General features: G+C 66.1%; 22 protein-coding genes and 1 pseudogene. 9 read left to right on the plus strand and 14 right to left on the minus strand.

Annotated elements, in window-relative coordinates; translation table 11 throughout:
- Positions 1-56: 56 nt before the first annotated feature.
- Positions 57-743: an SDR family oxidoreductase gene (locus GcLGCM259_RS12365; protein ID WP_138175857.1), complete on the plus strand. Its 687-nt coding sequence runs from the start codon at positions 57-59 to the stop codon at positions 741-743.
- Positions 744-839: 96 nt separating this feature from the next.
- On the opposite strand, the gene GcLGCM259_RS12370 is transcribed toward GcLGCM259_RS12365, so the two are convergent.
- The 5 genes from GcLGCM259_RS12370 to GcLGCM259_RS12390 all read right to left on the minus strand — a co-directional run bounded on the left by GcLGCM259_RS12370 (position 840) and on the right by GcLGCM259_RS12390 (position 4,637).
- A complete protein-coding gene (locus GcLGCM259_RS12370; protein ID WP_374700247.1) occupies positions 840-1,328 on the minus strand; it encodes an Lrp/AsnC family transcriptional regulator in 489 nt (162 codons plus the stop codon).
- Positions 1,329-1,425: 97 nt separating this feature from the next.
- On the minus strand, positions 1,426-1,908 hold the full coding sequence (locus tag GcLGCM259_RS12375) for a DedA family protein (RefSeq protein WP_246049576.1): 483 nt from the start codon (positions 1,906-1,908) through the stop codon (positions 1,426-1,428).
- 10 nt (positions 1,909-1,918) lie between these two features.
- The gene (locus tag GcLGCM259_RS12380) at positions 1,919-3,166 is read right to left on the minus strand and encodes an MFS transporter (RefSeq protein WP_138926779.1); all 1,248 of its coding nucleotides are present in this window, start codon (positions 3,164-3,166) and stop codon (positions 1,919-1,921) included.
- A 16-nt stretch (positions 3,167-3,182) separates the two neighbouring features.
- On the minus strand, positions 3,183-4,319 hold the full coding sequence (locus GcLGCM259_RS12385; RefSeq protein WP_138926780.1) for an NAD(P)/FAD-dependent oxidoreductase: 1,137 nt from the start codon (positions 4,317-4,319) through the stop codon (positions 3,183-3,185).
- Positions 4,320-4,637 carry a bifunctional 3-phenylpropionate/cinnamic acid dioxygenase ferredoxin subunit gene (locus tag GcLGCM259_RS12390; protein ID WP_246049577.1) on the minus strand — a complete coding sequence of 106 codons (318 nt, stop codon included), beginning with the start codon at positions 4,635-4,637 and terminating at the stop codon, positions 4,320-4,322.
- Between the two features lie 183 nt (positions 4,638-4,820).
- Here GcLGCM259_RS12390 and GcLGCM259_RS12395 point away from each other — a divergent pair, with 183 nt between their 5' ends.
- A complete protein-coding gene (locus GcLGCM259_RS12395) occupies positions 4,821-5,270 on the plus strand; it encodes a MarR family winged helix-turn-helix transcriptional regulator (protein WP_054821294.1) in 450 nt (149 codons plus the stop codon).
- A gap of 203 nt (positions 5,271-5,473) precedes the next feature.
- A pseudogene (locus GcLGCM259_RS12400) lies at positions 5,474-5,905 on the plus strand (transposase); the annotation flags it as partial.
- A gap of 87 nt (positions 5,906-5,992) precedes the next feature.
- Here the strand turns inward: GcLGCM259_RS12400 and GcLGCM259_RS12405 are convergent.
- Positions 5,993-6,352 (minus strand): hypothetical protein, encoded by a 360-nt coding sequence (locus GcLGCM259_RS12405; RefSeq protein ID WP_138926781.1) that lies wholly within the window; start codon positions 6,350-6,352, stop codon positions 5,993-5,995.
- 203 nt (positions 6,353-6,555) lie between these two features.
- Here GcLGCM259_RS12405 and GcLGCM259_RS12410 point away from each other — a divergent pair, with 203 nt between their 5' ends.
- A complete protein-coding gene (locus GcLGCM259_RS12410) occupies positions 6,556-6,864 on the plus strand; it encodes a hypothetical protein (RefSeq protein WP_138926782.1) in 309 nt (102 codons plus the stop codon).
- Between the two features lie 266 nt (positions 6,865-7,130).
- Here GcLGCM259_RS12410 and GcLGCM259_RS12415 read toward each other — a convergent pair whose 3' ends face one another.
- On the minus strand, positions 7,131-7,577 hold the full coding sequence (locus GcLGCM259_RS12415; protein ID WP_138926783.1) for a hypothetical protein: 447 nt from the start codon (positions 7,575-7,577) through the stop codon (positions 7,131-7,133).
- 200 nt (positions 7,578-7,777) lie between these two features.
- Here GcLGCM259_RS12415 and GcLGCM259_RS12420 point away from each other — a divergent pair, with 200 nt between their 5' ends.
- Positions 7,778-8,935: a cytochrome P450 gene (locus tag GcLGCM259_RS12420; protein ID WP_138926784.1), complete on the plus strand. Its 1,158-nt coding sequence runs from the start codon at positions 7,778-7,780 to the stop codon at positions 8,933-8,935.
- 97 nt (positions 8,936-9,032) lie between these two features.
- Here the strand turns inward: GcLGCM259_RS12420 and GcLGCM259_RS12425 are convergent, their stop codons facing one another.
- Both GcLGCM259_RS12425 and GcLGCM259_RS12430 read right to left on the minus strand, forming a co-directional pair.
- Positions 9,033-9,743 (minus strand): FadR/GntR family transcriptional regulator, encoded by a 711-nt coding sequence (locus tag GcLGCM259_RS12425; protein WP_138926785.1) that lies wholly within the window; start codon positions 9,741-9,743, stop codon positions 9,033-9,035.
- A 45-nt stretch (positions 9,744-9,788) separates the two neighbouring features.
- The gene (locus GcLGCM259_RS12430; protein ID WP_138175843.1) at positions 9,789-11,468 is read right to left on the minus strand and encodes an L-lactate permease; all 1,680 of its coding nucleotides are present in this window, start codon (positions 11,466-11,468) and stop codon (positions 9,789-9,791) included.
- 145 nt (positions 11,469-11,613) lie between these two features.
- Between GcLGCM259_RS12430 and GcLGCM259_RS12435 the strand changes: the two genes are divergently transcribed.
- Genes GcLGCM259_RS12435 through GcLGCM259_RS12445 form a run of 3 tightly spaced genes read left to right on the plus strand, consistent with a single transcriptional unit; the run spans position 11,614 to position 14,476 of the window.
- A complete protein-coding gene (locus GcLGCM259_RS12435) occupies positions 11,614-12,378 on the plus strand; it encodes a (Fe-S)-binding protein (protein ID WP_054821375.1) in 765 nt (254 codons plus the stop codon).
- Positions 12,375-13,847, plus strand: coding sequence for a LutB/LldF family L-lactate oxidation iron-sulfur protein (locus GcLGCM259_RS12440; RefSeq protein WP_212743883.1), 1,473 nt, complete (start codon positions 12,375-12,377; stop codon positions 13,845-13,847). The genes GcLGCM259_RS12435 and GcLGCM259_RS12440 overlap by 4 nt, the downstream gene beginning before the upstream one ends.
- Complete coding sequence (locus GcLGCM259_RS12445; protein ID WP_138175841.1) at positions 13,844-14,476, plus strand: LutC/YkgG family protein; 633 nt, start codon at positions 13,844-13,846, stop codon at positions 14,474-14,476. Before GcLGCM259_RS12440 ends, GcLGCM259_RS12445 begins: the two co-directional genes overlap by 4 nt.
- A 316-nt stretch (positions 14,477-14,792) precedes the next feature.
- On the opposite strand, the gene GcLGCM259_RS12450 is transcribed toward GcLGCM259_RS12445, so the two are convergent.
- A complete protein-coding gene (locus GcLGCM259_RS12450; RefSeq protein WP_246049579.1) occupies positions 14,793-16,619 on the minus strand; it encodes an L-aspartate oxidase in 1,827 nt (608 codons plus the stop codon).
- 92 nt (positions 16,620-16,711) lie between these two features.
- On the opposite strand from GcLGCM259_RS12450, the gene GcLGCM259_RS12455 reads away from it, so the two are divergent.
- Positions 16,712-17,659, plus strand: a complete 948-nt coding sequence (locus GcLGCM259_RS12455) for a LysR family transcriptional regulator (RefSeq protein ID WP_138926786.1) — start codon at positions 16,712-16,714, stop codon at positions 17,657-17,659.
- Here GcLGCM259_RS12455 and bioD read toward each other — a convergent pair.
- The 4 genes from bioD to bioA are packed head-to-tail and all read right to left on the minus strand — an operon-like array spanning position 17,625 to position 22,153.
- Positions 17,625-18,413, minus strand: a complete 789-nt coding sequence (bioD, locus tag GcLGCM259_RS12460) for a dethiobiotin synthase (protein ID WP_138926787.1) — start codon at positions 18,411-18,413, stop codon at positions 17,625-17,627. The genes GcLGCM259_RS12455 and bioD overlap by 35 nt on opposite strands.
- Positions 18,410-19,597: a cytochrome P450 gene (locus GcLGCM259_RS12465; protein ID WP_246049581.1), complete on the minus strand. Its 1,188-nt coding sequence runs from the start codon at positions 19,595-19,597 to the stop codon at positions 18,410-18,412. Before GcLGCM259_RS12465 ends, bioD begins: the two co-directional genes overlap by 4 nt.
- Entirely contained in the window at positions 19,594-20,823 is a 1,230-nt protein-coding gene (locus tag GcLGCM259_RS12470) for an aminotransferase class I/II-fold pyridoxal phosphate-dependent enzyme (protein ID WP_138926788.1), read from the minus strand. Before GcLGCM259_RS12470 ends, GcLGCM259_RS12465 begins: the two co-directional genes overlap by 4 nt.
- Entirely contained in the window at positions 20,813-22,153 is a 1,341-nt protein-coding gene (gene bioA / locus GcLGCM259_RS12475; protein WP_246049583.1) for an adenosylmethionine--8-amino-7-oxononanoate transaminase, read from the minus strand. Before bioA ends, GcLGCM259_RS12470 begins: the two co-directional genes overlap by 11 nt.
- Positions 22,154-22,191: the final 38 nt, after the last annotated feature.

Consider the following 22,191-nt stretch of genomic DNA (forward strand, 5'->3'; position numbering starts at 1 on the left):
GGCCCAGGGCCTGCCGCGAAGACAGAAACTGTCGCCGATCACGAAGGAGTCGGATCATGGCTGAAAAGCGTCGTGTCGTAATTGTCGGGGGTCACGGAAAGGTGGCCCTGCTCGCTGCCCCGCGGCTCGTCCGGGAGGGGTTCGAGGTCCATTCGCTGATCCGCAATCCGGAACACATCACCGATATCCGTGCGGTGGGTGCCACCCCGGTGGAAGTTGATATTGAAACCGCCAGTGCCGAAGAACTGGCCAAGACCTTTACCGGAGCCGATGCCGTCGTGTTCTCGGCCGGTGCTGGCGGCGGAGATCCCGAGCGCACCAACGCCGTGGACTATGAGGCGGCGGTGCGCACCATGCAAGCCGCCAAGCAGGCCGGAGTCAACCGCTATGTCATGGTCTCCTACGCGCGCGCCCTGGTGGACGTCGACAACCTGGACCCGAAGGATTCGTTCTACCCGTATGCCAAGGCCAAGCACGACGCGGATGAGTACCTGCGCGGCACGAGCCTGGAGTACACCATCCTGGGGCCCGGCGCCCTGACCCTGGAGCCGGCTACAAAGAAGCTGCGCCTGGCCGACAGCCGCGGCCGCATTTCCGGGCACGAACCGGCGGGCACCGAGGGGCGCACCGCCCGGGAAAACGTTGCGGAAATGATCGCGTACGTGCTGGCCCACAATGCCGGAATCCGCCAGACCGTGAATTTCTTTGACGGAGACACCCCGATGAGCAAGATCGTCTCATAACGCTCAACGGACTTCAGTGGCCGGTTCCCAAGGCCTGAGCAACGAAACGTCCAGGGATGCACCGTGGTGCGGCCCTGGACGTTTTGCTGCGGGACTTCAGTATTCGGCGCTGCCGTGGCTGTGCTCAAAGACCAGTGAGGTCTGGGTGGTCGCCACGGCCGGGTTCGAGGACAAGTAGTCGAGCACGAACTGGCGCACGTCCGCGGAGTTGCGCACCGCCACGTGCAGCACGAAATCGTCGGCACCGCCCAGGAAGAACAGCTGACGCACCCCGGGCTTGGCCTGCATGTCCTGGGCGAAGGTCGACATCAGGTGCCGGGCTCCGGGACGGATGCGAACGAAGATCAGCGCCTCCAGCTCTCGTCCGAGCACCTGCGGATCCACCTCGATGGTGAACCTGGAAATCACGCCGGTGTCACGCAGCTGATTCAGCCGGGCCAGGCAGGTCGAGGGGGCGATGCCCAGCTCCTCGGCCAGGGAGTTGTTCGTGCGGCGGGAGTTCTCCGACAGCAGCCTGAGCAGTTTACGGTCCAGCTCATCGAGCTGCGCACGCTTGATCTCGGCCGAGACCGGATTATTCACCACTGTCGCACCTGCTTTCCCCTGGTTCGGCACTTGGGCGCCGGCCTGCAGTGCCGATACCTGCACCTTTGACTGACGTTGTGATTCACCATCATAGGTCTCACTTGATTTCTTCCGGGCCTATTACCCGGCGGGCGCGCTTCCTGCGACGCAGGATCAGCCACAGCACCAGCGCCACCAGCAGCACGATACCCACCAGCCACGGCCAGTCCAGCGCGATCCACGCATAGATGAACGCCAAGCCCACGGTGGTGTACACCAACGCCCAGATCAGACAGCCGACAATCACCGCCGGCAGGTAGCGCCGCAGCGGCATCCGGGTGATTCCGGCGGTCGCGTTCACCGCCGTCTGCACCCCCACGGTCAAGAAGCTCAGCGGCACGGCGAAGACGCCCCACCGGGCCAGCAGGGCCTGGGACTTGAGGTAGATCGGGCCGCGCAGCACCCGCTGGAAACGCGTCTGCTTCACCCCCGCGGCGATGCTGCGCCCGATCCAGTAGGTGGTGTTCGCGCGGATCATCGCCCCAAGGAAGAAGAACAGGTACGTCACCAGGTAGGGCGCGTCCTCGATCCACTGCATCATGGCAACGCGCCTACGGGACCATCTTGATGCGGCGCACCAGCAGCCCGCCGGCCACGCTGACCACTGCGGCGCAGATAAACAGGGTGGGGTACCCGCCCAGCCAGCTCACCGCGATCCAGGCGATCAGGGGCGCGAAGACCTGCGGCAGGGAGTTGGCGATGTTGATGACGCCCAGGTCCTTGGCCCGGGAATCGGCATGCGGCAGCACCTGGGTCAGCAGCGCGTAGTCCACCGCCAGGAAGGAGCCGAACCCCAGTCCGAGCAGCACCGCTCCGCCGATCGCCACCGGGAAGGAGGGGGCCACGGCCATGACCAGCGCCGCGGCGGCCACAATCAGGGAGGAGATCACCACGTAGCGCTTGCGCTTGCCGTCCCGGTCGGAGAGCTTGCCGGCCACCACCGAGGAGAGGATCACAAAACCGGCGTAGATGCTGCTGAGCACCAGCACCCCGGCGGCCGGTTCGGGATGATTCAACCCATCCTGCAGGAAGTACAGCAGGTAGACCAGGATCAGCTGGCTGGAAAGGTATAGCAGGAAGCGGGTCAGCCAGGCCCAGCCGAAGTCCGGGTAGCGGACCGGGTTGATCCAGAAGCTGCGCAGGAAGCTGCCCCAGGCGAACTCCTCGCGGGCGCTGGCCGGCAGCACCACGTCCTGGCGCAGCAGCACGAAGGGCACCGAGCACAGGGCAATCACCACCGCGACGATCGCGTAGCCGAACACCAGGTCGCTGGCGGCGACCATGCCGATGCCGGCGCCCACAAGGATACCCAGGGTCTGGGCCAGGGCGATCAGCCCACCCACGGTGCCGCGCTGGGCGACCGGGACCTTGTCCGGTACGACGGCGAGCACCGCGGCCAGCGCGGCGTTGCCCGCGGCCTGCATCAGTGCCCAGCCCAGCACCAGCACCGTGACGGTCTGTGCGGTGGACATCAGCAGCAGGGCCAGCGCACCGCCCAGGGTACCGGCCACGATCCAGGGGATGCGGCGGCCAAAGCGGGAGGTGGTTCGGTCGCTGAGGGCGCCGAACAACGGGTTCGCGATCATCGAGACGACCGCGCCCACACCGGTCACCAGCGACAGGGTGGCGTTTTTCTGCTGCGGGGAGATCGCCTCGGAGTGCAGTCCCAGCAACACCTGGATGGGTGCGAAGAAGCCCACGTTGATGCCGATGTGCACAATCAGTACTGCGGCGATCCAGCCGACGCCCACGCGAGCGGTGGGGGTCCGGAGTGCTTCGACTGCCTTGTTAGATTCCATGCTGCTGCGTACCCGCCTACCGTTTGCGACCCAGATTGCGCGGAGTGATCCCCGGGTCTTCCAGGTCGATGATGGGAGGGGTGATCTCCTGTTCAATCAATTTTCGCACGGCCCGGCCCATCAGCCCGCCATCGACCATGGAGGCGGCCACCAGGCGGTCCTGCCCATCCAGACCGAAGAGCACCTGAATCTTGCCCTGCCGGGTGTGGCGGGCCACGGTGCGCGCCACCGCGGTGAAGTCCCCGACGACTTCCACGTGGGATTCGTGGCGGTCGGACCAGAACCAGGGCACCTTGCGCCGTGGGGCGCCGGTGCCCATGATCGTTGCGGCGGCGAGCGCAGCATCCTCATTGGCCCGGTCCCAGTGACGCAGGGGGCGGGCACCGGCCTCGCGGGCCACATCCCCGATCGCCAGCACCTGGGGGACGCTGGTGCGCATGCCCGCGTCCACGATGATGCCGTTGTGCGTTTCCAGGCCCAGGGTGTCGGCCAGGGTGAGGTTCGGCTCCACCCCGATCGCGGCCACCACGATGTCGGCCTCGATGCTCTCCTGATTGACCTCGACGCTGTTTTCGGTGATCCGTTCGGCCATCCCGGTCACCACCCGGATCCCGTTCAGCCGATGGTCCTCGTGCAGCTGGCGGGCCATGGGTTCGCCAAAGGCGGTGACCAGCGGCACCTGCTGGTTGCTGATCAAGGTGACCATGGCGCCGAACTGTCGGGCCGCGGCGGCGAATTCGGCCCCAATGAGCCCGGCACCGATGACCACCACCTGGGTTCCGAAGGCGCCGAACGACAACTTCTGTGACAGGTCCTCGGCGTCCTTGGCCGTATGGATCACCCGGGCATGTTCGGCCCCGGGCACCTGCGGTCTCCTTGGTGTGGTTCCGGTGGCCAGCACCAGCCAGTCCTGTTCGGATTCCGGTGTCTGGACCTGGTCAATGCGCTGCGGCTGCAGCTGCACCGAATGCTCAATAAACCATGCAGGGGGTGCGAGGTTGACCCGTTCCAGCGTCTTGCTCAGGGGCGGGCGGTCGTAGGGCAGCCCCTCCGGATCGCTGAGCGTGATGTTTCCGGCATAGCCCGCCTGAACCAGCGTGTGGGCCAGGGAGAAACCGGCGACCCCGGCCCCGACGATATGCACTGAACCCATTTAGAAGTGCAGCTCCAGCATCCCGTCGATGACCTCCACCTTGTAGGTGCGCGCATCAACATAGGCTGGCAGGCACAGGACCTTGCCGGTCTTGAGGTTAAACCGGGAAGCGTGCAGCGGGCATTCGACTTCGCAGTCTTCAATCCATCCTTCGGACAGGGAGGCGACTTCGTGGGTGCACTCATCCTGCAGGGCGTAGAAGTTGCCGTCCTCGGCATGGAAGATGGCGATGTCCTCCTTGGCTCCGCTGTCATCGGATTCGACCTTCAGCGCCTCACCGACCGGAATCATGTCGACTGGACCCACCGTGTAGCTCACTGCTTCTCCTTCGGTTCTAAAATTAGTCTTTCTCATCTTGTCACCTTCTGCGGACGCTCACGTAGTATCTCGGTCACGTCCTGCTGGCCGTAGCCCTGGGCCAGCGATTCCGGCTTTGGCGTAGGAAGCCCGAACTGAGCGGGTAAATCATGGATGGGGTGTGCGCCCGCCTAGAATGATTCCATGCATGACGAAGAACTTTTCATCACGGTGGAAAGAGAGTTCACCACGACCTTGTTGCGCGCCCGCCAGACCCTGATGCGGCGCGCCAAAGCGATCCACCCGGAGCTGCAGGCCCCTGGTTACCGAATCCTGTCGATCCTGGTGCATCACGATTCCCAGCAGCAGGGGTTCCTTGCCGAATCGCTGCAGCTGGACAAGGCCACGATTTCCCGGCTGGTCAAGCAGTTGGAGACCCAGGGACTGATCACCCGGACCGCGGATCCCAAGGATGGCCGGGCCCAGCTGGTGTCCATCACCGATCGGGCACGTGACGCCTGGTATGTCAGCGGCCAGGCGCAGCGCCAGCGCCTGCGGGACAAGCTGGAGGACTGGTCCACTGAAGACGTGCAACGTTTCGCCGACCTGCTGCACCGTTTGAACGACAACTCCGACGCCGCCGACGCCGGTTAACCGCAGCCGCAGTCAAAGGGTGCGCAGCGTGATGCCGCTTGCCATGAGGGCCGGGGTGCAGCTGGAGGCAATACCTCATTGGTCCACCGCCGTGCTCCCCTATCGTCGGTAACCGTGGACAAGGCTAAGCCTTGATCTACCGATGGGGCGTGGGATGCAGCTCGCTGGTGGAAACGTAGGAACGTGATTTCGGGCAGGGGTAGGTGGCCGACCTTGAGCAGCAGCTGAACGAGCTGGTCAAAGCCAGCGAAGCGGCACCCTTATTGACTGAGACCGGCTTCAAGGCAATCACGGCAGCGAAGTGCTTCGTCGCGTGGTCCCATGAAGGGCGAGTGCGCAATGAAGCGGCATTTGCCTGCCTGGCTGGCGTGAATCCAATTCCTGCGTCGTCGGGGAACACGACCCGGCACCGGCTTAATCGTGGCGGTGATCGGTCGTTGAATGCTGCCCTGCACTTAGCAGCGGTCACGCGTATGACACATGACAAAGAGACGCGAGTCTACGTTGAGAAGCGTCGAGCTGAGGGGAAAACTGATCGCGAGATCCGCCGATGCATCAAACGCTATCTGGTCCGTCGCATCTTCAAGATTTTCAGTGCTTCAGCAATGGTTGAAGAGGTTCCAGCTGCGGCTTGACAGACATAGAAGAGTCAGCAGACCCCTACCTGGTGGCAACAAAAAGTGGTCATGAACTTTTGCTCATGACCACTCGGTTGCTGTTGGTTAGATCGCTGCCTGGTACGGGATGCCCATGCCGAAGAGGACCTCGACCAGCTCTCGTGCGACTCCTTCACTGATGATCCAACCGCTCTCGACAGGCTTTGGCTCATCAACCTCAATAGGGTAGCCCGGTGTAGTCTCGATCATGCGATCGGCAACACGGCACGACGCCACATCGGCCAGAGCTTCAACAACACCGTTTAAGTCACCGGTGCCATTACTCGTTGCGGTAACCAGACAGCCCTCATCCTGAACTGCCGGCGCGATAGTGATGCTCAGACCGCAGATGGGGTTGGGGCAGCCATCTCCGTTCGGGGTAGTGATGCCGAAGGTGCAGAACGTGCAATCTGGGGAAGCGATCATGGGAATTGTCCTTTGGTTTTAGAGAGGCCGGTTTGCTTCTCACCTATCTCTATGCGCCGAGTCCGCCGATGGCTGGCACCGGGACGAGGCAGTCCCCACTTGACGTTGATTGGTCTCCAAGTTTTACGTTCTAAACGTAAAAGGTTGAGCGTTCTGGTAGCCTCGACAAGGACATCGCAACCACGCACGAGAGAGGTATCCCGATGACTGAAGTAGTCCAGAAGCACGAAAAGCCCAAGAAGATCCACAAGATCGGCTCAGTGGTTGCAGCAGCCTGCCTGGTGGTGGGAGCCAGCTTTGGCACCGCAGCGCCGGCTCAAGCGGCAACGAAGGTGCTGTCTGGTTCTTCCAAACATTATCTGTCTTGCTATCGTGCGTATTCCGACGCGTCCAGGCATCTCGTCAAAGCTGGATACACCTCGCAGGTGCACAACGCGACGTGCGGCAAAAAATGGACCTGGAGCAAGGGTTACATTTATACATGGAAGATTACTGCCCGGACGCCACGCTGATCCACCTGAATCTTTTACGTTCATCACGTAAAAGCTAGCTCTGCGCAGTGCCGCGTCCTAAGCGTCGCTCTTCTTGCCGTCGAAGAGCGCTAGAGGGGTAGTCCTCAGGTTTTGCGTTAAGAACGTAAAAGCCTGCCCCGTAGTAGTGCCCCGAGTGGGCGCTGTTGCAGCGGAGATTTACGTTAACAACGTAAAAGCTATGGTCAGGCAGTCAATCCGCCTTTTACGTTAAGAACGTAAAACAGAGCTCTTCACCGGTGTCATTTTTAGGTTAAAAACGTAAAATTCCAGCCAAGATCGGCCAATCCAACTCTTACGTTAAGAACGTAAAAGTTCAGACAGGCAGCAGTAGAGCCAGCTTTTGCGTTAAGAACGTAAAAACTATCTCCTTGCGCGTTTTGGCGTCCCTGTATCTTGGCCGCGCCAACGATCAGCATGCCGACCACCATACAGATGATCGACATGCCAATCAAAAAACTCCTAGGCTGCTTCTGCCATGGCGGGTCCAGCGCAAGCTTTAGCAAAGCCAGCAGCCACACCAGCTTCCCAACCAACCGATGCAGCATCGCGATAGAGCAGATTCGCAAAGGCCATACGCAGGGAAGGGATGCTCCTATCCAGCATTGGGGCAGCCCGCTCCAACCAAGCACGGAGCTCAGCAACACCTGCAACCGGTTGAGGCAACTCGCCAGCCATGGAATAAAGCGGGGCACAGCATCTCATCTGAAATCGTGACCGAACGCTATCTTGAGCTGCAGCGGGTGGTCGATGAGCACTGCCCGGTGCTGGACGTTTTCAAGAACCCGGTGCCGATGAGCGTCAACGTCCTCGTGTCCGGACGCTAGCCAGGGCCTTGTCCGGTCCGCCTGCCAGCGCGTAGCCTGAGGCCAGGCGAGCATTGGAGGAATGCAGCATGTCAGCATCAGCCGCGCCGGACTGGGACCCACGGTCCCCGGAGGTGCTAGAGGACCAGATTGCCGCCTACGACCGCCTCCGGGCCCAGTGCCCCGTCGCCCACAGCGAGTTCCTCGGCTACTCGGTGCTGGGGCACGAAGATGCGCTGCGGGTGCTGCATGATCCGGAAACGTTCAGCAACGCCGTCTCCCAGCGGCTGACCGTGCCCAATGGCATGGATCCACCGGAGCACACCGTCTACCGGGCGGTCAATGACCGCTACTTCACCCCGGAGCTGATGCGCCGCTTCGAGCCGGTGTGCCGGGAAGTGGCGCTCAGCCTGCTCCGGGAGCTGCCGCTGCACGAACCGATCGACGTGATTGAGCAGCTGGCCGAGGTCTATGCACTGCGCGCCCAGAGCGCGTTCCTGGGGTGGCCGCGGGAGCTGGAGGAACCGCTGCGCGCCTGGACCGCGAAGAACCGCACGGCCACCTTGGCCCAGGACCGACCGGCGATGAAGGCCATCGCCGTGGAGTTTGACGGATACATTCGCCAGCTGCTCCAGCAGCGGCGCGAGGCCGGCCACCGCGCGCCGAAGGACCTGACGACCCAACTGCTGCATGAGCAGGTGTACGGCCGGCCGTTGAACGACGAGGAGCTGGTCAGCCTGTTGCGCAACTGGACGGTCGGTGAGCTGAGCACCATTGCCGCCAGTGTCGGGATCCTGGCCAATTTCCTGGCCACCCACCCGGAAATCCAGACCCGTCTGCGCGAGGATCCCTCGCTGATCGGGGCGGCCAACGACGAGATCCTGCGGGCGCACGCCCCGCTGATTGCCAACCGCCGGGTGGCCACCCGGGATGTGGAGGTCAACGGGCGGCTGATCCCGGCCGGTGAGCGGGTGACCGTGGTGTGGGCTTCGGCCAACCGCGATGAGAGCGTCTTCGGGGACCCGGATGAGTTCCGCCTGGACCGGGATCCGGGGCTGAACCTGCTGTACGGGGCGGGCATCCACATCTGCCCGGGGGCGCCGCTGGCACGGCTGGAGTTGCGGGTGCTGGTCGAAGAACTGCTCAAGCGCACCAGCAGCATTACCCCGGCCCCCGGCGCCCAGGCACCGGCCCGGGCCCACTACCCCGGCAGCGGGTACTCCACGCTGCCGCTGCAGCTGGACTGAACCGGCCGCGAGCCACAAACCGCCAGCAGGCGCCGTCCCCCTTGGTGGGGGACGGCGCCTGCTGGCGGTAAGGAAGCTGCCGGGTCCGGAACCCGGCCTAGAAGCGGGTCTGCTGGTAGAACCAGTTGATGTGTTCCTCCAGCATGTGCGCGGCCCGTTCCCGGTTGTTGTTGGCAAACGCGCGGTGGATTGCCTTGTGCTGGCGGCGCAGCACCTTCACGATCGGCTGCCAGGTCGCATCGTCCGGGATGGCCGAGGCCACGTAGTCGCTGATCGAGTGGCGCAGGGATTCCATCATCGCCTCCACCACCGAGTTGCCGGCCATCGAGGAGAGCAGCACATGGAACTCGGCGTCAATGCGGTGGAACTCGTCGCGGGAAAGCTGCGGGTCATCCATGCGCATGATCAACACCGCGGTGCGCTCGATCACCTGTTGGGCGTGGATCGGGTCGCGCGGGGTCATCTGCGCCGCCCAGGTCTCCAGCAGGATCCGGGACTCCACGATCTCCCGAACCTGGATGCCCTTGGCCGCCACGTGCAGGCGCAGCGCCTGGGACAGCCCGGCCGAGGGGTTGGAGATGATCACCGCCCCGGAGTTCGGGCCCGAACCGGTGGAGGTGCGCACCACGCCCATCACGTCCAGAATGCGGATTGCGTCGCGCACCGAGGCCCGGGAGATCCCATGGGCTTCGGCCAGCGCCCGCTCCCCGGGCAGCTGATCGCCCAGATTCAGCTTCCCGGTTCGCAGGTCACGCTCAATGGCCTCCAGGACCACCTGATAGGCACGCGGAGTTGGCTTTGTAGACATCAGAACCCATTTTAGTGTGTTGCGCCGTTGGCCAGGGCCACGGGCCTAGTGCGGCAGCATCCAGCTGAGCACCGGGGTGGACTGCAGGTAGACCAGCACGCACAGCACCAGCAGCATGCCCACCGACCAGCCGGCCACCTTCTTCAGGATCACCGACTCTTGGCCTTCCATCTTCACCGCGGTCGCCGCGATGGCCAGGTTCTGCGGGGAGATCAGCTTGCCGACCACGCCGCCGGAGGTGTTGGCGGCCACCAGCAGGGTCGGGTCGATGCCCGCGTTGACCCCGGCGGTCTGCTGCAGCTTGGCGAACAGGGCGTTCGCGCTGGTGTCCGAGCCGGTCACCGCGGTGCCGATCCAGCCCAGGATGGGCGAGAGGAAGGCGAACGCGCCACCGGCCCCGGCCATCCAGGTGCCGATGGTGATGGTCTGCCCGGACAGGTTCATCACGTAGGCCAGGCCCAGCACCGAGAGGATGGTCAGCGCCGCAAAGCGCATGTTGTACACGGTGCGCCCGATCTCGGCGATCGCGTTGCCCACGGCGATCGGGTACTTGCCCCCGTCATCGAACTTGGAGTACACGATGGCCACGATCAGCCCGGTGATCAGCAGCAGGGTGCCGGGGGTGGAGAGCCAGTTGAAATTGTAGATCGTCGAGGAGACCGCCTCGCCGTTGCCGTCCACGATGTTCCCGTGCAGCCCCGGCCAGCCGAACTTCACGTCGGTGGCGGCCAGCGCCGCCGGGATGTCCACGCCCAGGCGCCACAGCTTGGCCACACCGAAGATCAGGATCACCAGCACATAGGGGAACAACGCCATCCAGGTCGCCCCCGGGCGCAGGTTGCGGTTCGCGTCCACCGGCTTGGCCAGCGCCTCGGGGGTGAGGATGCGCTCGCGGGCCTCGTCGGCGCCCTTGGGCTTCCACACCTGCAAGAAGAGCACCGCAACGCCCAGGCCCACCAGCGAGGCGACGATGTCGGTCAGTTCATAGGAGAAGTAGGTCGCGCACAGCCACTGGGCGATGGCGAAGGAAATGCCGATCACCAGGGTCACCGGAAGGGTCTGGCGCATGCTGCGCCACCCGGCGATGACCAGCACCAGCACGGTGGGGACGAACAGGGCCAGCACCGGGGACTGGTGTCCGACGGTGGCGCCGATCTCCGCGGCCGGGATCCCGGTCAGCGCACCGGCGGTGGTGATCGGGATGGCCACGGCGCCAAAGGCCACCGGGGCGGTGTTGGCGATCAGCACGGCACTGGCCGCTCGCAGCGGGGAGAGTCCCAGGGCCAGCAGCATGGTGGCGGTGATCGCCACCGGGGCACCGAACCCGGCCAGCGCCTCCAGCAGGCCGCCGAAGCAGAACGCGATCAGCACCGTCTGGATGCGCACATCCCCGCCGCCGATCACGTCAAAGACCCGGCGCAGGTCCTCGAAGCGCCCGGAGACCACGGTGACCTGGTAGAGCCAGATCGCCATGACCACGATCCACACGATGGGGAAGGCGCCGAACACCACGCCCATCACCCCGGAGTTGATGGCCAGCCCCACCGGCATCTGCCAGCCAAAGATCGCCACGATGATTGCGACCAAAAGGGAGCTGAGTCCGGCATAGTGGGCCTTGACCTTAACTACGGCCAGCATGACAAAGAAGGTGAGCAGCGGGATCAGGGCGACCAGCGCGGAGATGGCCACGCTGCCGGCGATCGGCTCGGTTGATGGTGTAAACACGGTGTGGGCGTCCTTACTAGTGATGGTCAGACCACATATGGTCAGACCACCGATAATACAAGGTGAGTGCTATCACAACAAGTCTTGACGGGATTCGAAAGATGCGCCTAGTATGGTCAGACCACACAGCGAGAGAGTTATTCTTATGCGTATTGCACTCTTTGCCACCTGCATCGTCGACGCGATGTACCCGGAAACGGCCAAGTCCACGGTGAAAATCCTGGAACGCCTTGGCCATGAGGTGATCTTCCCGGCCGGCCAGGCCTGCTGCGGGCAGATGCACATGAATTCCGGCTACATGCCCGAGGCGCTGCCGGTGGTTGAAAACCATGTCCAGGCCTTCGAGCGCGCCGACTACGACGTGGCCGTGGCACCCTCCGGATCCTGCGTCTCCTCCCTGAAGCACCAGCACGGCATGCTGGCCGAGCGGCTGGGCAAGCCGGACCTGAAGTCCCGCGCCGCGGAGGTCGCCGGACGCACCTACGAGCTCTCGCAGCTGCTCACCGACGTCTTGGGCATCACCAACGCCGCCGAACAGCTGGGCAGCTACTTCCCGCACAGCGTCACCTACCACCCTTCCTGCCACGGCATGCGCCTGCTGAAGCTGGGCGACCGGCAGCTGGACCTGCTCAAGTCGGTGGGTGGGATCACCGTGGAGGAGCTGCCCGAGGCAGACCAGTGCTGCGGCTTTGGCGGCACCTTCTCCATCAAGAACTCCGATGTCTCCTCGGCGATGCTGCAGGACAAGGCCCGCAACATCGCCTCCACCGGCGCCTCGCTGTGCGTCGGCGGGGACGTCTCCTGCCTGATGCACATCGGTGGCGGGCTCTCACGCAATGGCCAGAAGCCGGGCACCATGCACCTGGCCAACATCCTGGCCAGCACGAAGGAAGAGATGGTGGCACTGTGAGTCAGGTATTTTTGGGCATGCCGGCGGCCGGGGAAGGCAACCTGTTTGCCGATGAGTCCTTCCCGAAGGCCGCCCACCACGAGCTGCAGAACACCCAGCTGCGCGCGAACCTGCGCCACGCCACCCACTCCATCCGCGACAAGCGGCTGCGCGTGGTCGGCGAGCTGCCGGACTGGGAGTCGCTGCGCAACGCCGGGGAGGCGATCAAGAACCAGGCGATGGCACGGCTGGATGAGCGCCTGGAGGAGTTCGAGAAGAACTTCACCGCCCGCGGCGGCATCATCCACTGGGCCCGCGACGCGGCCGAGGCGAACCAGATCGTCACCGACCTGATCAAGCAGACCGGCTCCACCGAGGTGGTCAAGGTCAAGTCCATGGCCACCCAGGAAATCGGCTTGAACGAGCACCTGGAAACCCAGGGCATCGCCGCCTTCGAAACCGACCTGGCCGAACTGATCGTGCAGCTGGACCACGACAAGCCCAGCCACATCCTGGTCCCGGCGATCCACAAGAACCGCACCGAGGTGCGCGACATCTTCCTGCGCGAGATGCCGGATGTGGATCCGAACCTAACCAATGAGCCGGCCAAGCTGGCCGAGGCCTCGCGCAAGCACCTGCGCAAGAAGTTCCTCTCCACCAAGGTGGCGATCTCCGGGGCCAACTTCGCCCTGGCGGACACCGGCACCCTGGGCGTGGTGGAGTCCGAGGGCAACGGGCGCATGTGCCTGACCCTGCCCGAAACCCTGATCACCGTGATGGGGATCGAGAAGGTGCTGCCCTCCTGGCAGGACATCGAGGTCTTCATGCAGCTGCTGCCGCGCTCCTCCACCGGGGAGCGGATGAACCCGTACACCTCGCTGTGGACCGGGGTCACCGAGAACGACGGGCCGCAGAACGTGCACCTGGTGCTGATGGACAACGGGCGCACCCGGGCGCTGTCGGACCGCTTCGGGCGCAGCGCGCTGAACTGCATCCGCTGCTCGGCGTGCATGAACGTCTGCCCGGTGTACGAACGCACCGGCGGGCACGCCTACGGCTCGACCTACCCGGGCCCGATCGGCGCGATCCTCTCCCCGCTGCTGACCGGCATCGAGGCCGAGGAGAACAACTCCCTGCCCTACGCCTCCTCACTGTGCGGCGCCTGCTTTGACGCCTGCCCGGTGAAGATCAACATCCCCGAAATCCTGGTGCACCTGCGCGGGGAGGACGTGGATTCCCAGCGCGGCAAGAAGCTGCTGCCCACCCAGATGGACCTGCTGATGAAGGGCGGCTCCTGGGCGCTGGGCAAGGGCCGGAACCTGGACCTGCTGGAAAAGGGGCTGCCGCTGGGCAAGCTGGCCGCCGGCCGGGACAAGAAGATCAAGCGCCTGCCGGGCATCGCGGCGGGCTGGACCGCCAGCCGCGACATCCCGGCACCGCCAAGCAAGTCCTTCCGCGACTGGTGGAAGAGCGAGAAGGAGGGCAAATGAGCGCCAAGGAAGAGATCCTGGGCCGGATCCGCACCGCACTGGCCGATAACCCGCACGTGGAACCGGTGGTGCGCGACTACCGCACCACCTCGCAGCTCAGCGAAACCGAGGTCATCGAACTGCTGGTGGACCGCCTGGTGGACTACAAGGCCGGGGTGGATGTCATCGAGGCCGAGCAGATCGCCACCCACGTCGCCGCGAAGCTGGCCACCGCCCGCTCGGTGGTCTACCCGCACGGGCTGGACACCGGTTGGCTTCAGCAGCTGCCCGAGTCCATTGAGCGGCGCATCGACGCCCCGGGCCACGCCCTGGACATCCCGGTGCTCGATGAGACCAGCGCCGTGGTGACCTCCTCGGCGGTGTCCATCGCCGAGTCCGGCACCATCATCCTGGACGGCGAACCCGACCAGGGCCGGCGCGCGATCTCCCTGGTGCCCGATCACCACGTGTGCATCGTGCCGGTCTCCACGATCGTGCAGCTGCTGCCCGAGGCCATGCCGCGCATGGACGTGACCCGCCCGCAAACCTGGATTTCCGGGCCGAGCGCCACCAGCGACATCGAGCTGGAGCGCGTCGAGGGCGTGCATGGGCCGCGCACCCTGGATGTGCTGATCGTGCGCGGGCTATAGACCCCTGCGCCCCCATTCGATGGCCGGTTTCCCCGTTCCAAAATCTCCAAGGGAAGCCGGCCATTGCTTGTACGACCGCCCAATAGGCTGCGCATCGCGCGCAGAAGATTCGGCTGCTCGGGAATGCTGGATGCTCCCCCTACCCCTGGTCGCGACATGCTCCACTATGAGGGATTATTGTGTCCTTTTGCCTCGGTAAATTGACGAATGCACGGTTTCTTCGGTGCCGAACTGGGCGAACTTCCGGTTGTTGTCCTCAGCCTGCTTAAAGCCCCGCAGGAGTGCGATGGCTCCAACGGTCTCTAAACTCGCGGGACTACTCCACCAGCTTCCCGGCCGTGTCCACCTCACCGATCAGCTCACTGATCTCGGCGGGCACCGGCGGGATCGACTCGCGCACCACCCCGCCGTGCGGGGACCAGACCAGGTTCACCTGCAGCTGCGGATCCTGCTCGGGGTAGTCGCTGCGGTTGTGGCAGCCGCGGGTTTCGCGCCGTTCCAGCGCCGCCTCCAGGGTGGCCCGGGCGGAGAGCGCCGCGGATTTCAGGTCATAGGCGTGCGCCAGGTCCTGGAAGCCGGCAATGTCCGGGTGGATTCCCACGTTGGCCATCCGCGCTTCGATCTCATCCAGCCGGCGCAGCCCTTCGAGCAGGCCCGCCTCGTCACGCACCACCCCGGCGCACTCGGTCATCATGTCCCGGATCGCCCGTTGCAGGGAGCGCACGTTTTCCTGTCCGTCGGCGGCCAGCAGCCGCTCCAGCTCGCTGCGGGCCCGCGTCACCGCGGCGGCCGAACGGGTGTGGGACTCAAGCCCGGCCGAATACTCGGCGGCCGCCCGGCCCACGATCCGCCCAAACACCAGCAGCTCAATCAGCGAGTTGCCGCCCAGGCGGTTCGCCCCGTGCAGGCCACTGGAGGCCTCACCGATCGCGTACAGCCCCTCCACGTGCGTGGAGTGGTCTTCGGGACGCACCCACACCCCACCCATGGAGTAGTGCGCGGTCGGCGCGATCTCGATGGGTTCGCGGGTGATGTCCAGCATCTGCACCTCCAGCATGGTCTGGTACACCCGCGGCAGCCGCTCCATGATCAGCTGGCGCGGCAGGTGGGAGATGTCCAGCCAGACCCCGCCCTTCTTGGTGCCGCGTCCTTCCTTGATTTCCGTGTAGGCCGCCAGCGCCACCCGGTCGCGGGTGGACAGTTCCATGCGCTGCGGGTCGTAGCGTTCCATGAACCGCTCCCCCAGCCCGTTGCGCAGGATGCCGCCCTCGCCGCGGGCTGCCTCGGAGATCAGGGTGCCGGCCGCGTTTTCCGGTTCAATGATCCCCGAGGGGTGGAACTGCACCAGCTCCGGGTCGCGCAGCCGGGCCCCGGCCTCCACCGCCAGGCGGAAGGAGTCCCCGGTGTTCTCATCGCGCCGGGAGGAGGTCCGCCGCCAGATGCGGTTGTGTCCGCCGGCGGCCAGAATCACCGCATCGGCGTGGATCAGGTAGCGGGTGCCGTTGTTCACGTCGAAGCCGTACGCGCCGAACACGCGGTTGTCATGAGTGAGGATGTCGGTGATGTACACGGTATCCAGGATGGGGACCTGCAGCTGTTCACTGCGGCGGACCAGGCTGCGCTGGATTTCCAGGCCCGTGTAGTCCCCGGCGAACGCGGTGCGGCGGAAGGTGTGGGCACCAAAGAAGCGCTGGGAGATCCGTCCGTCCTCTTCACGGGCAAAACCCATCCCGTAGCGTTCCAGGTCCGCGATGCCCTCGGCCGCTCCCTGCGCCACAATCTGCACGGTGTGCGGGTTGGCCAGGTAATAGCTTTCCTTGATGGTGTCCGCCGCATGCTGCTGCCAGCTGTCCTCGGCGTCCATGGTTCCCAGCGCGGCGTTGATGCCCCCGGCGGCCAGGGAGGTGTGGGCGTCGTGGCGGGGGCGCTTGCCCACGGCCAGCACGTCCACCCCCAGTTCGGCCAGTTCAATGGCTGCGCGCAGCCCGGATCCGCCGGTGCCGATCACCAGCACGGCGGTGGAGATCTTGCGTTCCCGGATCTTGCCGGTGCCGCCGTCGAACCGGTGGCCGGTGGCGTTGTCGTTGGATTCGTTGTTCGTGGTGTCGCCGTTGTTGCCCGCGACGGAGCTGTTCATACCCATGGCTTCCACGCTAGAAACCCGACAACTATTAGTCCAATGAATTATTTTTCTGGTTTCGATGCGTTTTGACTATCGTCCTTTAGGCTGGAGCCATGAACCTCGACCAGCTCAAGAGTTTCCTGACCGTCGCGGACCTGGGTCACTTCACCCGGGCCGCCGAGCAGCTGCACCTGGCCCAGCCCTCGCTGAGCCGGCAGATCGCCACTCTGGAATCCGAGCTGGGATCCCAGCTTTTCCACCGCGCCCGCGGCAACATCACCCTCACCCCGGCCGGGGAAGCGCTGGTGCCGCTGGCTTCCCGGATGCTGGCCGATGCCGACCGGATCCGCCACCAGATGCAGGAGCTGGCCGGGCTGCGTGCCGGCCGGGTGCGGCTGGGTGCCCCGCCCTCGATGTGCATTTCCCTGGTCGCCATGGTGCTGGGTGAGTTCCACCGGCGCTATCCGGGAATCGAGCTGCACTTGAGCGAGGCCGGTTCGCGTCTGCTGCTGGAGCAGCTCTCGGCCGGTCAACTGGATTTGGCCCTGGTGGTGGCCTCCGAGCACGAACCGGCCGCCTTCGAGTCCCTGGATGACATTCCGCTGCTCTCGGAGGAGCTCATGGTCATTGCCGCCAAGGCCGGCCAGCTGCCGGCGGGGCAGGGCCCGCTGAGCCTGGCCCAGTTGGCCCCGGTGCCGCAGATCGTCTTCTCCCCCAGCTATGACCTGCGGGCAGCCACCATGCAGGCCTATCGCAGCTGCAATCTGGAACCGAACGTGGTCCTGGAGGGCGGGGAGATGGATGCGGTGCTGCGTTTCGTGCAGCTCGGCCTGGGGGTGGCGGTCGTACCGGCCACGGTGCTGCTGGACCGCAGCGAGTTCCATACCCGCCGGCTGGAGCAGCCCTCCCTGACCCGCACCATTTCCCTGGCCCACCGCAAGGATGTGGGGTTGACCCGGGCGGCGGCGGCCATGCAGCAGATGATCACCGCCACCGCCGCGCAGCTGGCCGGGCGCAGCCCCGCGATCAACGCCCTGGCCGCACCCGGTGCGCAGCGCTGACCCGCGCTTCCCACAGCTCCCCGGTCTGGGCAATCTTCTGCCCGGCGGCGTGCAGTCGTGCGGTGAGCGTTCCCGCGCCCTGCCGAACCACGCCAGCCAGCGGGCCGGGCGCCCACGTCCAGCCGAAGTTTGCGGCCAGCCCGCGCAGGTTCGCGCGGTTCACTTCGTGCAGCGCCTGCGGTTGCCCCGGCCAGCTGCCCATCACGAGCAGGCCCTCACGCAGCCCACGCTGGCTGGCCGCTTCCAGCGTCAGTTCGGTGTGGTTCAGGGTTCCCAGATCCGGTCGCGTCACCAGGACCGGCCGGGCGTGCAGTTCCCTGGCCAGGTCCGCCAAGGTCTGCTGCTGCTGCGTGAGCTTCACCAGCAGGCCGCCGGCCCCCTCCACAAGCACCACCTGATGGGTGCGGGCCAGTTCCCCCACCCGACGCACATGCTCCTGCAGACTCGGCAGTGAACCGGCGCCGCCGCTGGGACGACGCCGCGCTTCCTGGCCCAGCGCATCCAGTGGCGCCATCGCCGGGGCCAGACGCACCCCTTCGGCCACGGTGAGCTGGGCGGGGTGCGACAGCCAGCGCGCGACCGCCTGCACGTCCCCTTCCTCGCCCGGCCCCACCCCCGTCTGGGTGGGCTTGTAGACCGCCACGCGGTGGCCGCGCTGCAGGGCGGCTGCGGCCAGGACCGCGGTGACTACGGTCTTGCCGACCTCGGTATCGGTCCCGGTGACCGCCAGGATCCTGGCGGCATCCCCGCTCATGCCCGCACCCCGGCCGCAGCCAGCCGTGCCGGTACCGTGAGCGGGGCCTGGAAGGAGAGCAGATGCAGCCAAGGCGTTTCCGGCTCGGTCAGGGTCAGTCCCGGGAGCTGTTGCGCTGCGGTGCGCAGCACTTCCTCGGCCTGCATCCGGGCCAGCCCGGCCCCCAGGCACCGGTGCACTCCCAGTCCAAAGGCCAGCGAATCATCCTGCTCCCGGCCCAGTTGGCCTCCGGACAGCTGCAACACCAGCTGCTGGCCAGCCAAGAATTGCTCACCGCCACATACCGTGTCCCGGGCCACGACGCGCCGCCAGGTCGGCACCGAGGACTGGGCGGCCAGAACCGCACCGACCAGCTGCGCGGCGGTGTGTGGGTTGTGGGCGCACTGCTCCCAGCGGCCCCGGTCCAGCGCGGTGTGCAGGACGGTGTGGATGAGCAATGCCGTGGTCTCCTGGCCGGCGATGGTCAAAAAGTAGCCCAGCGAGCGGATCCGGTCCGCGTCCACCCCTTCCCGGTGCAGTTCGGCGTAGAGGTTTCCGTCCCCGGCGGCGATGGCCTGCAGGACGCTATGGCGCAGCCAGGCGTGGAATTGCGCGGCGGTGCGTGCCAGCTCCAGCTGGCGCTGGTGATCCGGCCACCCCCAGAACAATTCCAGTGAGTGGCGGCTGAAGCGCTTGAGCAGGTCCGCCGGCGGCACCGGCACCCCGCTCAGGCGCTGCATCACCTCTGCCGGAATCGGCGCGGCCAGCCGTGCGCTCAGGTCCACCGGTTCCCTCTCGGTCCCGGCGGCCAGATCCTCGCAGATCTCCCGCGCCCGACGCTGCACGAACCCGCGTTGGGCGGCCACCTTGGCGGGGCTGAAGAACCCGGCAACGATGCGCCGCACCCGGCGGTGCTCCTGCCCGCTGGCGCTGGCCAGCACCGGTGGCAGGAAGAACTTTTCGGCCGCGAGGATCCGCAATGCGCTCGGGGCCAGGTCGATCGCGGTGAGCAGCGCATTATCCGGGGTGAACAGTTCCGGGCGCAGCAGGATCCGGCGCACCTGCTGCGGATCCTCGATGATGCGGTAGCGTTCGGTGATTTGTGGCGGGTAGGCCCGGTGCAGGTTTCCGCCCAACGGCGCCCGTCGTGTTGTCGTTGCCGGTGGGCCGGGCATGCTGGGTTCGGTGGCGAACGGGCAGCTCATGAATGCTCCTCCTGGGTGACGGTGCTGATGATGGCGTGCAGTGCCTCCTGCAGCACAGTGGTTTCATGGTGGGCGTGCCCGGTGATGCGCAACCGGGAGATGCCATCCGGAACACTGGGCGGGCGAAAGCAGGCCACGGAAATCCCCTGCACCGCCAGGCATCCGGTGGCGCGGACCGCGGTGGCGGGACTGCCCATCCGCACCGAAAGGATCGGCCCGGTCCCACGCTCCACCCGCGCGTCCCAGCCGGGAGCCGCGACCAGGGTGTTCCCGATCAGCTCAACGTTGCGCATCAGCCGGGCGCGCCGCGGGGCGTCGGCCAGCTGCAGGGCTGCGCGGGCGGCCCCGGCGGCGGCGGGGTTCAATGCGGTGTCAAAGATAAAGGTCCGTGCGGTGTTCAGCAGGTGCTCGCGCAGCAGGCCCGCCTGCTGACCACCGAGCAGCACTGCCCCGCCTTGGGCGGCCAGTGCCTTGGACAGGGTTGCGGTGACCAGCACGTGGGCGCTGTGCTGCAGCCCGGCAGCACGCACTGCGCTGCCGCCGGGGGTGGCCGCCAGGGAGTGCGCCTCGTCAACCACCAGCAACGCACCGTACTCTTGGCATAAGCGGGCCGCAGCGCCCAGGTCGGCACTGTCCCCCAGCACCGAGTACAGGGACTCAACCACCACCGCCACCCGTGAGGGCGCACGGCTTGCCCGGGCCTGCTGCCGGTGTTCCTCCAGGATCCGTCTCATCCCAGCCAGGTCATTGTGCCCGGCGGTGCGCACCGCGGCCCCGGAAAGCCGGGCGCCGTCCACCAGGCTCGCATGGGCGTGGGCGTCGAGGATGAACAGACTGCCGGGACCGCCCAGTGCCTGCAACAGGCCCAGGTTGGCGGTGTACCCGCTGGAGAACACCAAAGCGGCATCCCGTCCGGTGTAGCGGCACAAGGCGTCTTCCAGCTCCCGGTGCACCGGCAGCGTGCCGGTGGCGATGCGGCTGGCTCCGGCGCCGGCGCCCTGCTCCTGCAGCGCCTGGGTCGCGGCCTGCCGCACCGCCGGGTGCCCGCACAGCCCCAGGTAGTCGTTGGACGCCAGATCCAGCAGCCCGGTCCGACTGGTGTCGCGGCGTTGGAAGTGACGGACCTGGCGCACCCGTTGCCGCCCGGCGAGCCACCCGTGCCAGTGCTCCGGCAGTTCCCCGCCTCGTGCCGATTCCTGCGCTGGGCTGTGGAGGCTAGCGTCCATGGACTTGGCCTACCGCCGCCACGACCGCCTGCCCCAGCTGCTCCAGTTCCCGGCTGCCGGTGACATAGGGCGGCATCACGTAGAGGAGGTCGCGGAAGGGGCGCACCCACGCACCCCGGCGAACCGCGGCGGCGGTCACTTCGGCCATCCGCACCGGCTCACGCAGCTGGATGACCCCGACCCCGCCCAGTACCCGCACCTGGCGGACACTACTGAAGCCGCTCGCTTCGCCCAGTGTCCGGCGCAGCCCGTCCTGCAGGGCGTTGACCTGCCCCTGCCAGCGGGCGGCGCCCTTGTCCTGCGGATCCGGTTCGCTCAGCAGCCGGAGCGACGCGTTGGCCACTGCGCAGGCCAGCGGATTGCCCATGAAGGTGGGCCCGTGCAGCAGCGGTGAACCGCTGCGCTCCAGCGTCTGGGCCACCGCGGTGGTGCACAGCGTCGCAGCCAGGCTCAGGTAGCCGCCGGTCAGGGCCTTGCCCACGCACATGATGTCCGGGATGACCCCGGCCCATTGGCTGGCGAAGAGGCGCCCGGTGCGGCCAAATCCGGTGGCGATTTCGTCAAAGATCAACAGCAGGCCGTGCTCGTCGGCCAGTTGGCGCAGCACCCCCAGCACCTGCGGCGCGTAGACGTGCATGCCTCCGGCGCCCTGCAGCACCGGTTCGCAGATGATGGCGGCCAGCTCCCCGGAGTGCGCAGCGATCCCGGCCCGCGCCTGGGTCTCCCACTCCGAAAGCTCGGTCTCATCAACCTGCCAGCCGCCCCCTGGTTCGGGCACGGCGGAGGGCGGGCGGGGCAGAAATACGTGCTCGGGTCCCTGGCCGCTGAATTGCGCGTGCATCCCGTCCACCGGGTCGCAGATTCCCATGGTGGCGAAGGTGTCCCCATGATAGCCCCCGCGCAGGGCCGCGACGCGTTGACGTTCTCCTTGCCCCCGGGCGTGCTGGTACTGCAGCGCCAATTTGAGTGCCACTTCCACGCAGATGGATCCCGAGTCGGCCAGGAACACGTGGTTCAGGCTGCCCGGTGTCAGGGCCGTCAGGCGTTCGGCCAGTTCCACGGCCGGTGCGTGGGTCAGTCCCCCGAACATTACGTGGCTGAATTGCTCCAGCTGTTTCCGCGCGGCCGTATCCAGCCGCGGGTGGCGGTACCCGTGGACGGCGGACCACCAGGAGGACATGCCATCGATCACCCGGTAGCGCCCGGAGGCATCGGCGAGATTCAGCCAGACGCCCTCGGCCTCCTGCACCTCATAGCGGGCCCCGGCCCCCAGGGTACTGTACGGATGCCAGAGCAGCCCGGCATCCCTGTCCAGGACGCTGCCGGCCAAGGGCGGGGGCGGTGCCGCGGGTCCAGGGTGGAGCGCAG

The organism is Glutamicibacter creatinolyticus (genome assembly GCF_006094275.1).
In the GTDB taxonomy this organism is placed as follows: domain Bacteria; phylum Actinomycetota; class Actinomycetes; order Actinomycetales; family Micrococcaceae; genus Glutamicibacter; species Glutamicibacter creatinolyticus.

Coding starts and splice junctions, on each gene's coding strand:
- GcLGCM259_RS12365 (WP_138175857.1), top strand. CDS start 57: ATGGCTGAAAAGCGTCGTGTCGTAATTGTCGGGGGTCACGGAAAGGTG.
- GcLGCM259_RS12375 (WP_246049576.1), bottom strand. CDS start 1,908: ATGATGCAGTGGATCGAGGACGCGCCCTACCTGGTGACGTACCTGTTC.
- GcLGCM259_RS12380 (WP_138926779.1), bottom strand. CDS start 3,166: ATGGAATCTAACAAGGCAGTCGAAGCACTCCGGACCCCCACCGCTCGC.
- GcLGCM259_RS12385 (WP_138926780.1), bottom strand. CDS start 4,319: ATGGGTTCAGTGCATATCGTCGGGGCCGGGGTCGCCGGTTTCTCCCTG.
- GcLGCM259_RS12395 (WP_054821294.1), top strand. CDS start 4,821: ATGCATGACGAAGAACTTTTCATCACGGTGGAAAGAGAGTTCACCACG.
- GcLGCM259_RS12405 (WP_138926781.1), bottom strand. CDS start 6,352: ATGATCGCTTCCCCAGATTGCACGTTCTGCACCTTCGGCATCACTACC.
- GcLGCM259_RS12410 (WP_138926782.1), top strand. CDS start 6,556: ATGACTGAAGTAGTCCAGAAGCACGAAAAGCCCAAGAAGATCCACAAG.
- GcLGCM259_RS12420 (WP_138926784.1), top strand. CDS start 7,778: ATGTCAGCATCAGCCGCGCCGGACTGGGACCCACGGTCCCCGGAGGTG.
- GcLGCM259_RS12425 (WP_138926785.1), bottom strand. CDS start 9,743: ATGTCTACAAAGCCAACTCCGCGTGCCTATCAGGTGGTCCTGGAGGCC.
- GcLGCM259_RS12435 (WP_054821375.1), top strand. CDS start 11,614: ATGCGTATTGCACTCTTTGCCACCTGCATCGTCGACGCGATGTACCCG.
- GcLGCM259_RS12445 (WP_138175841.1), top strand. CDS start 13,844: ATGAGCGCCAAGGAAGAGATCCTGGGCCGGATCCGCACCGCACTGGCC.
- GcLGCM259_RS12450 (WP_246049579.1), bottom strand. CDS start 16,619: ATGGGTATGAACAGCTCCGTCGCGGGCAACAACGGCGACACCACGAAC.
- GcLGCM259_RS12455 (WP_138926786.1), top strand. CDS start 16,712: ATGAACCTCGACCAGCTCAAGAGTTTCCTGACCGTCGCGGACCTGGGT.
- bioD (WP_138926787.1), bottom strand. CDS start 18,413: ATGAGCGGGGATGCCGCCAGGATCCTGGCGGTCACCGGGACCGATACC.
- GcLGCM259_RS12465 (WP_246049581.1), bottom strand. CDS start 19,597: ATGAGCTGCCCGTTCGCCACCGAACCCAGCATGCCCGGCCCACCGGCA.
- GcLGCM259_RS12470 (WP_138926788.1), bottom strand. CDS start 20,823: ATGGACGCTAGCCTCCACAGCCCAGCGCAGGAATCGGCACGAGGCGGG.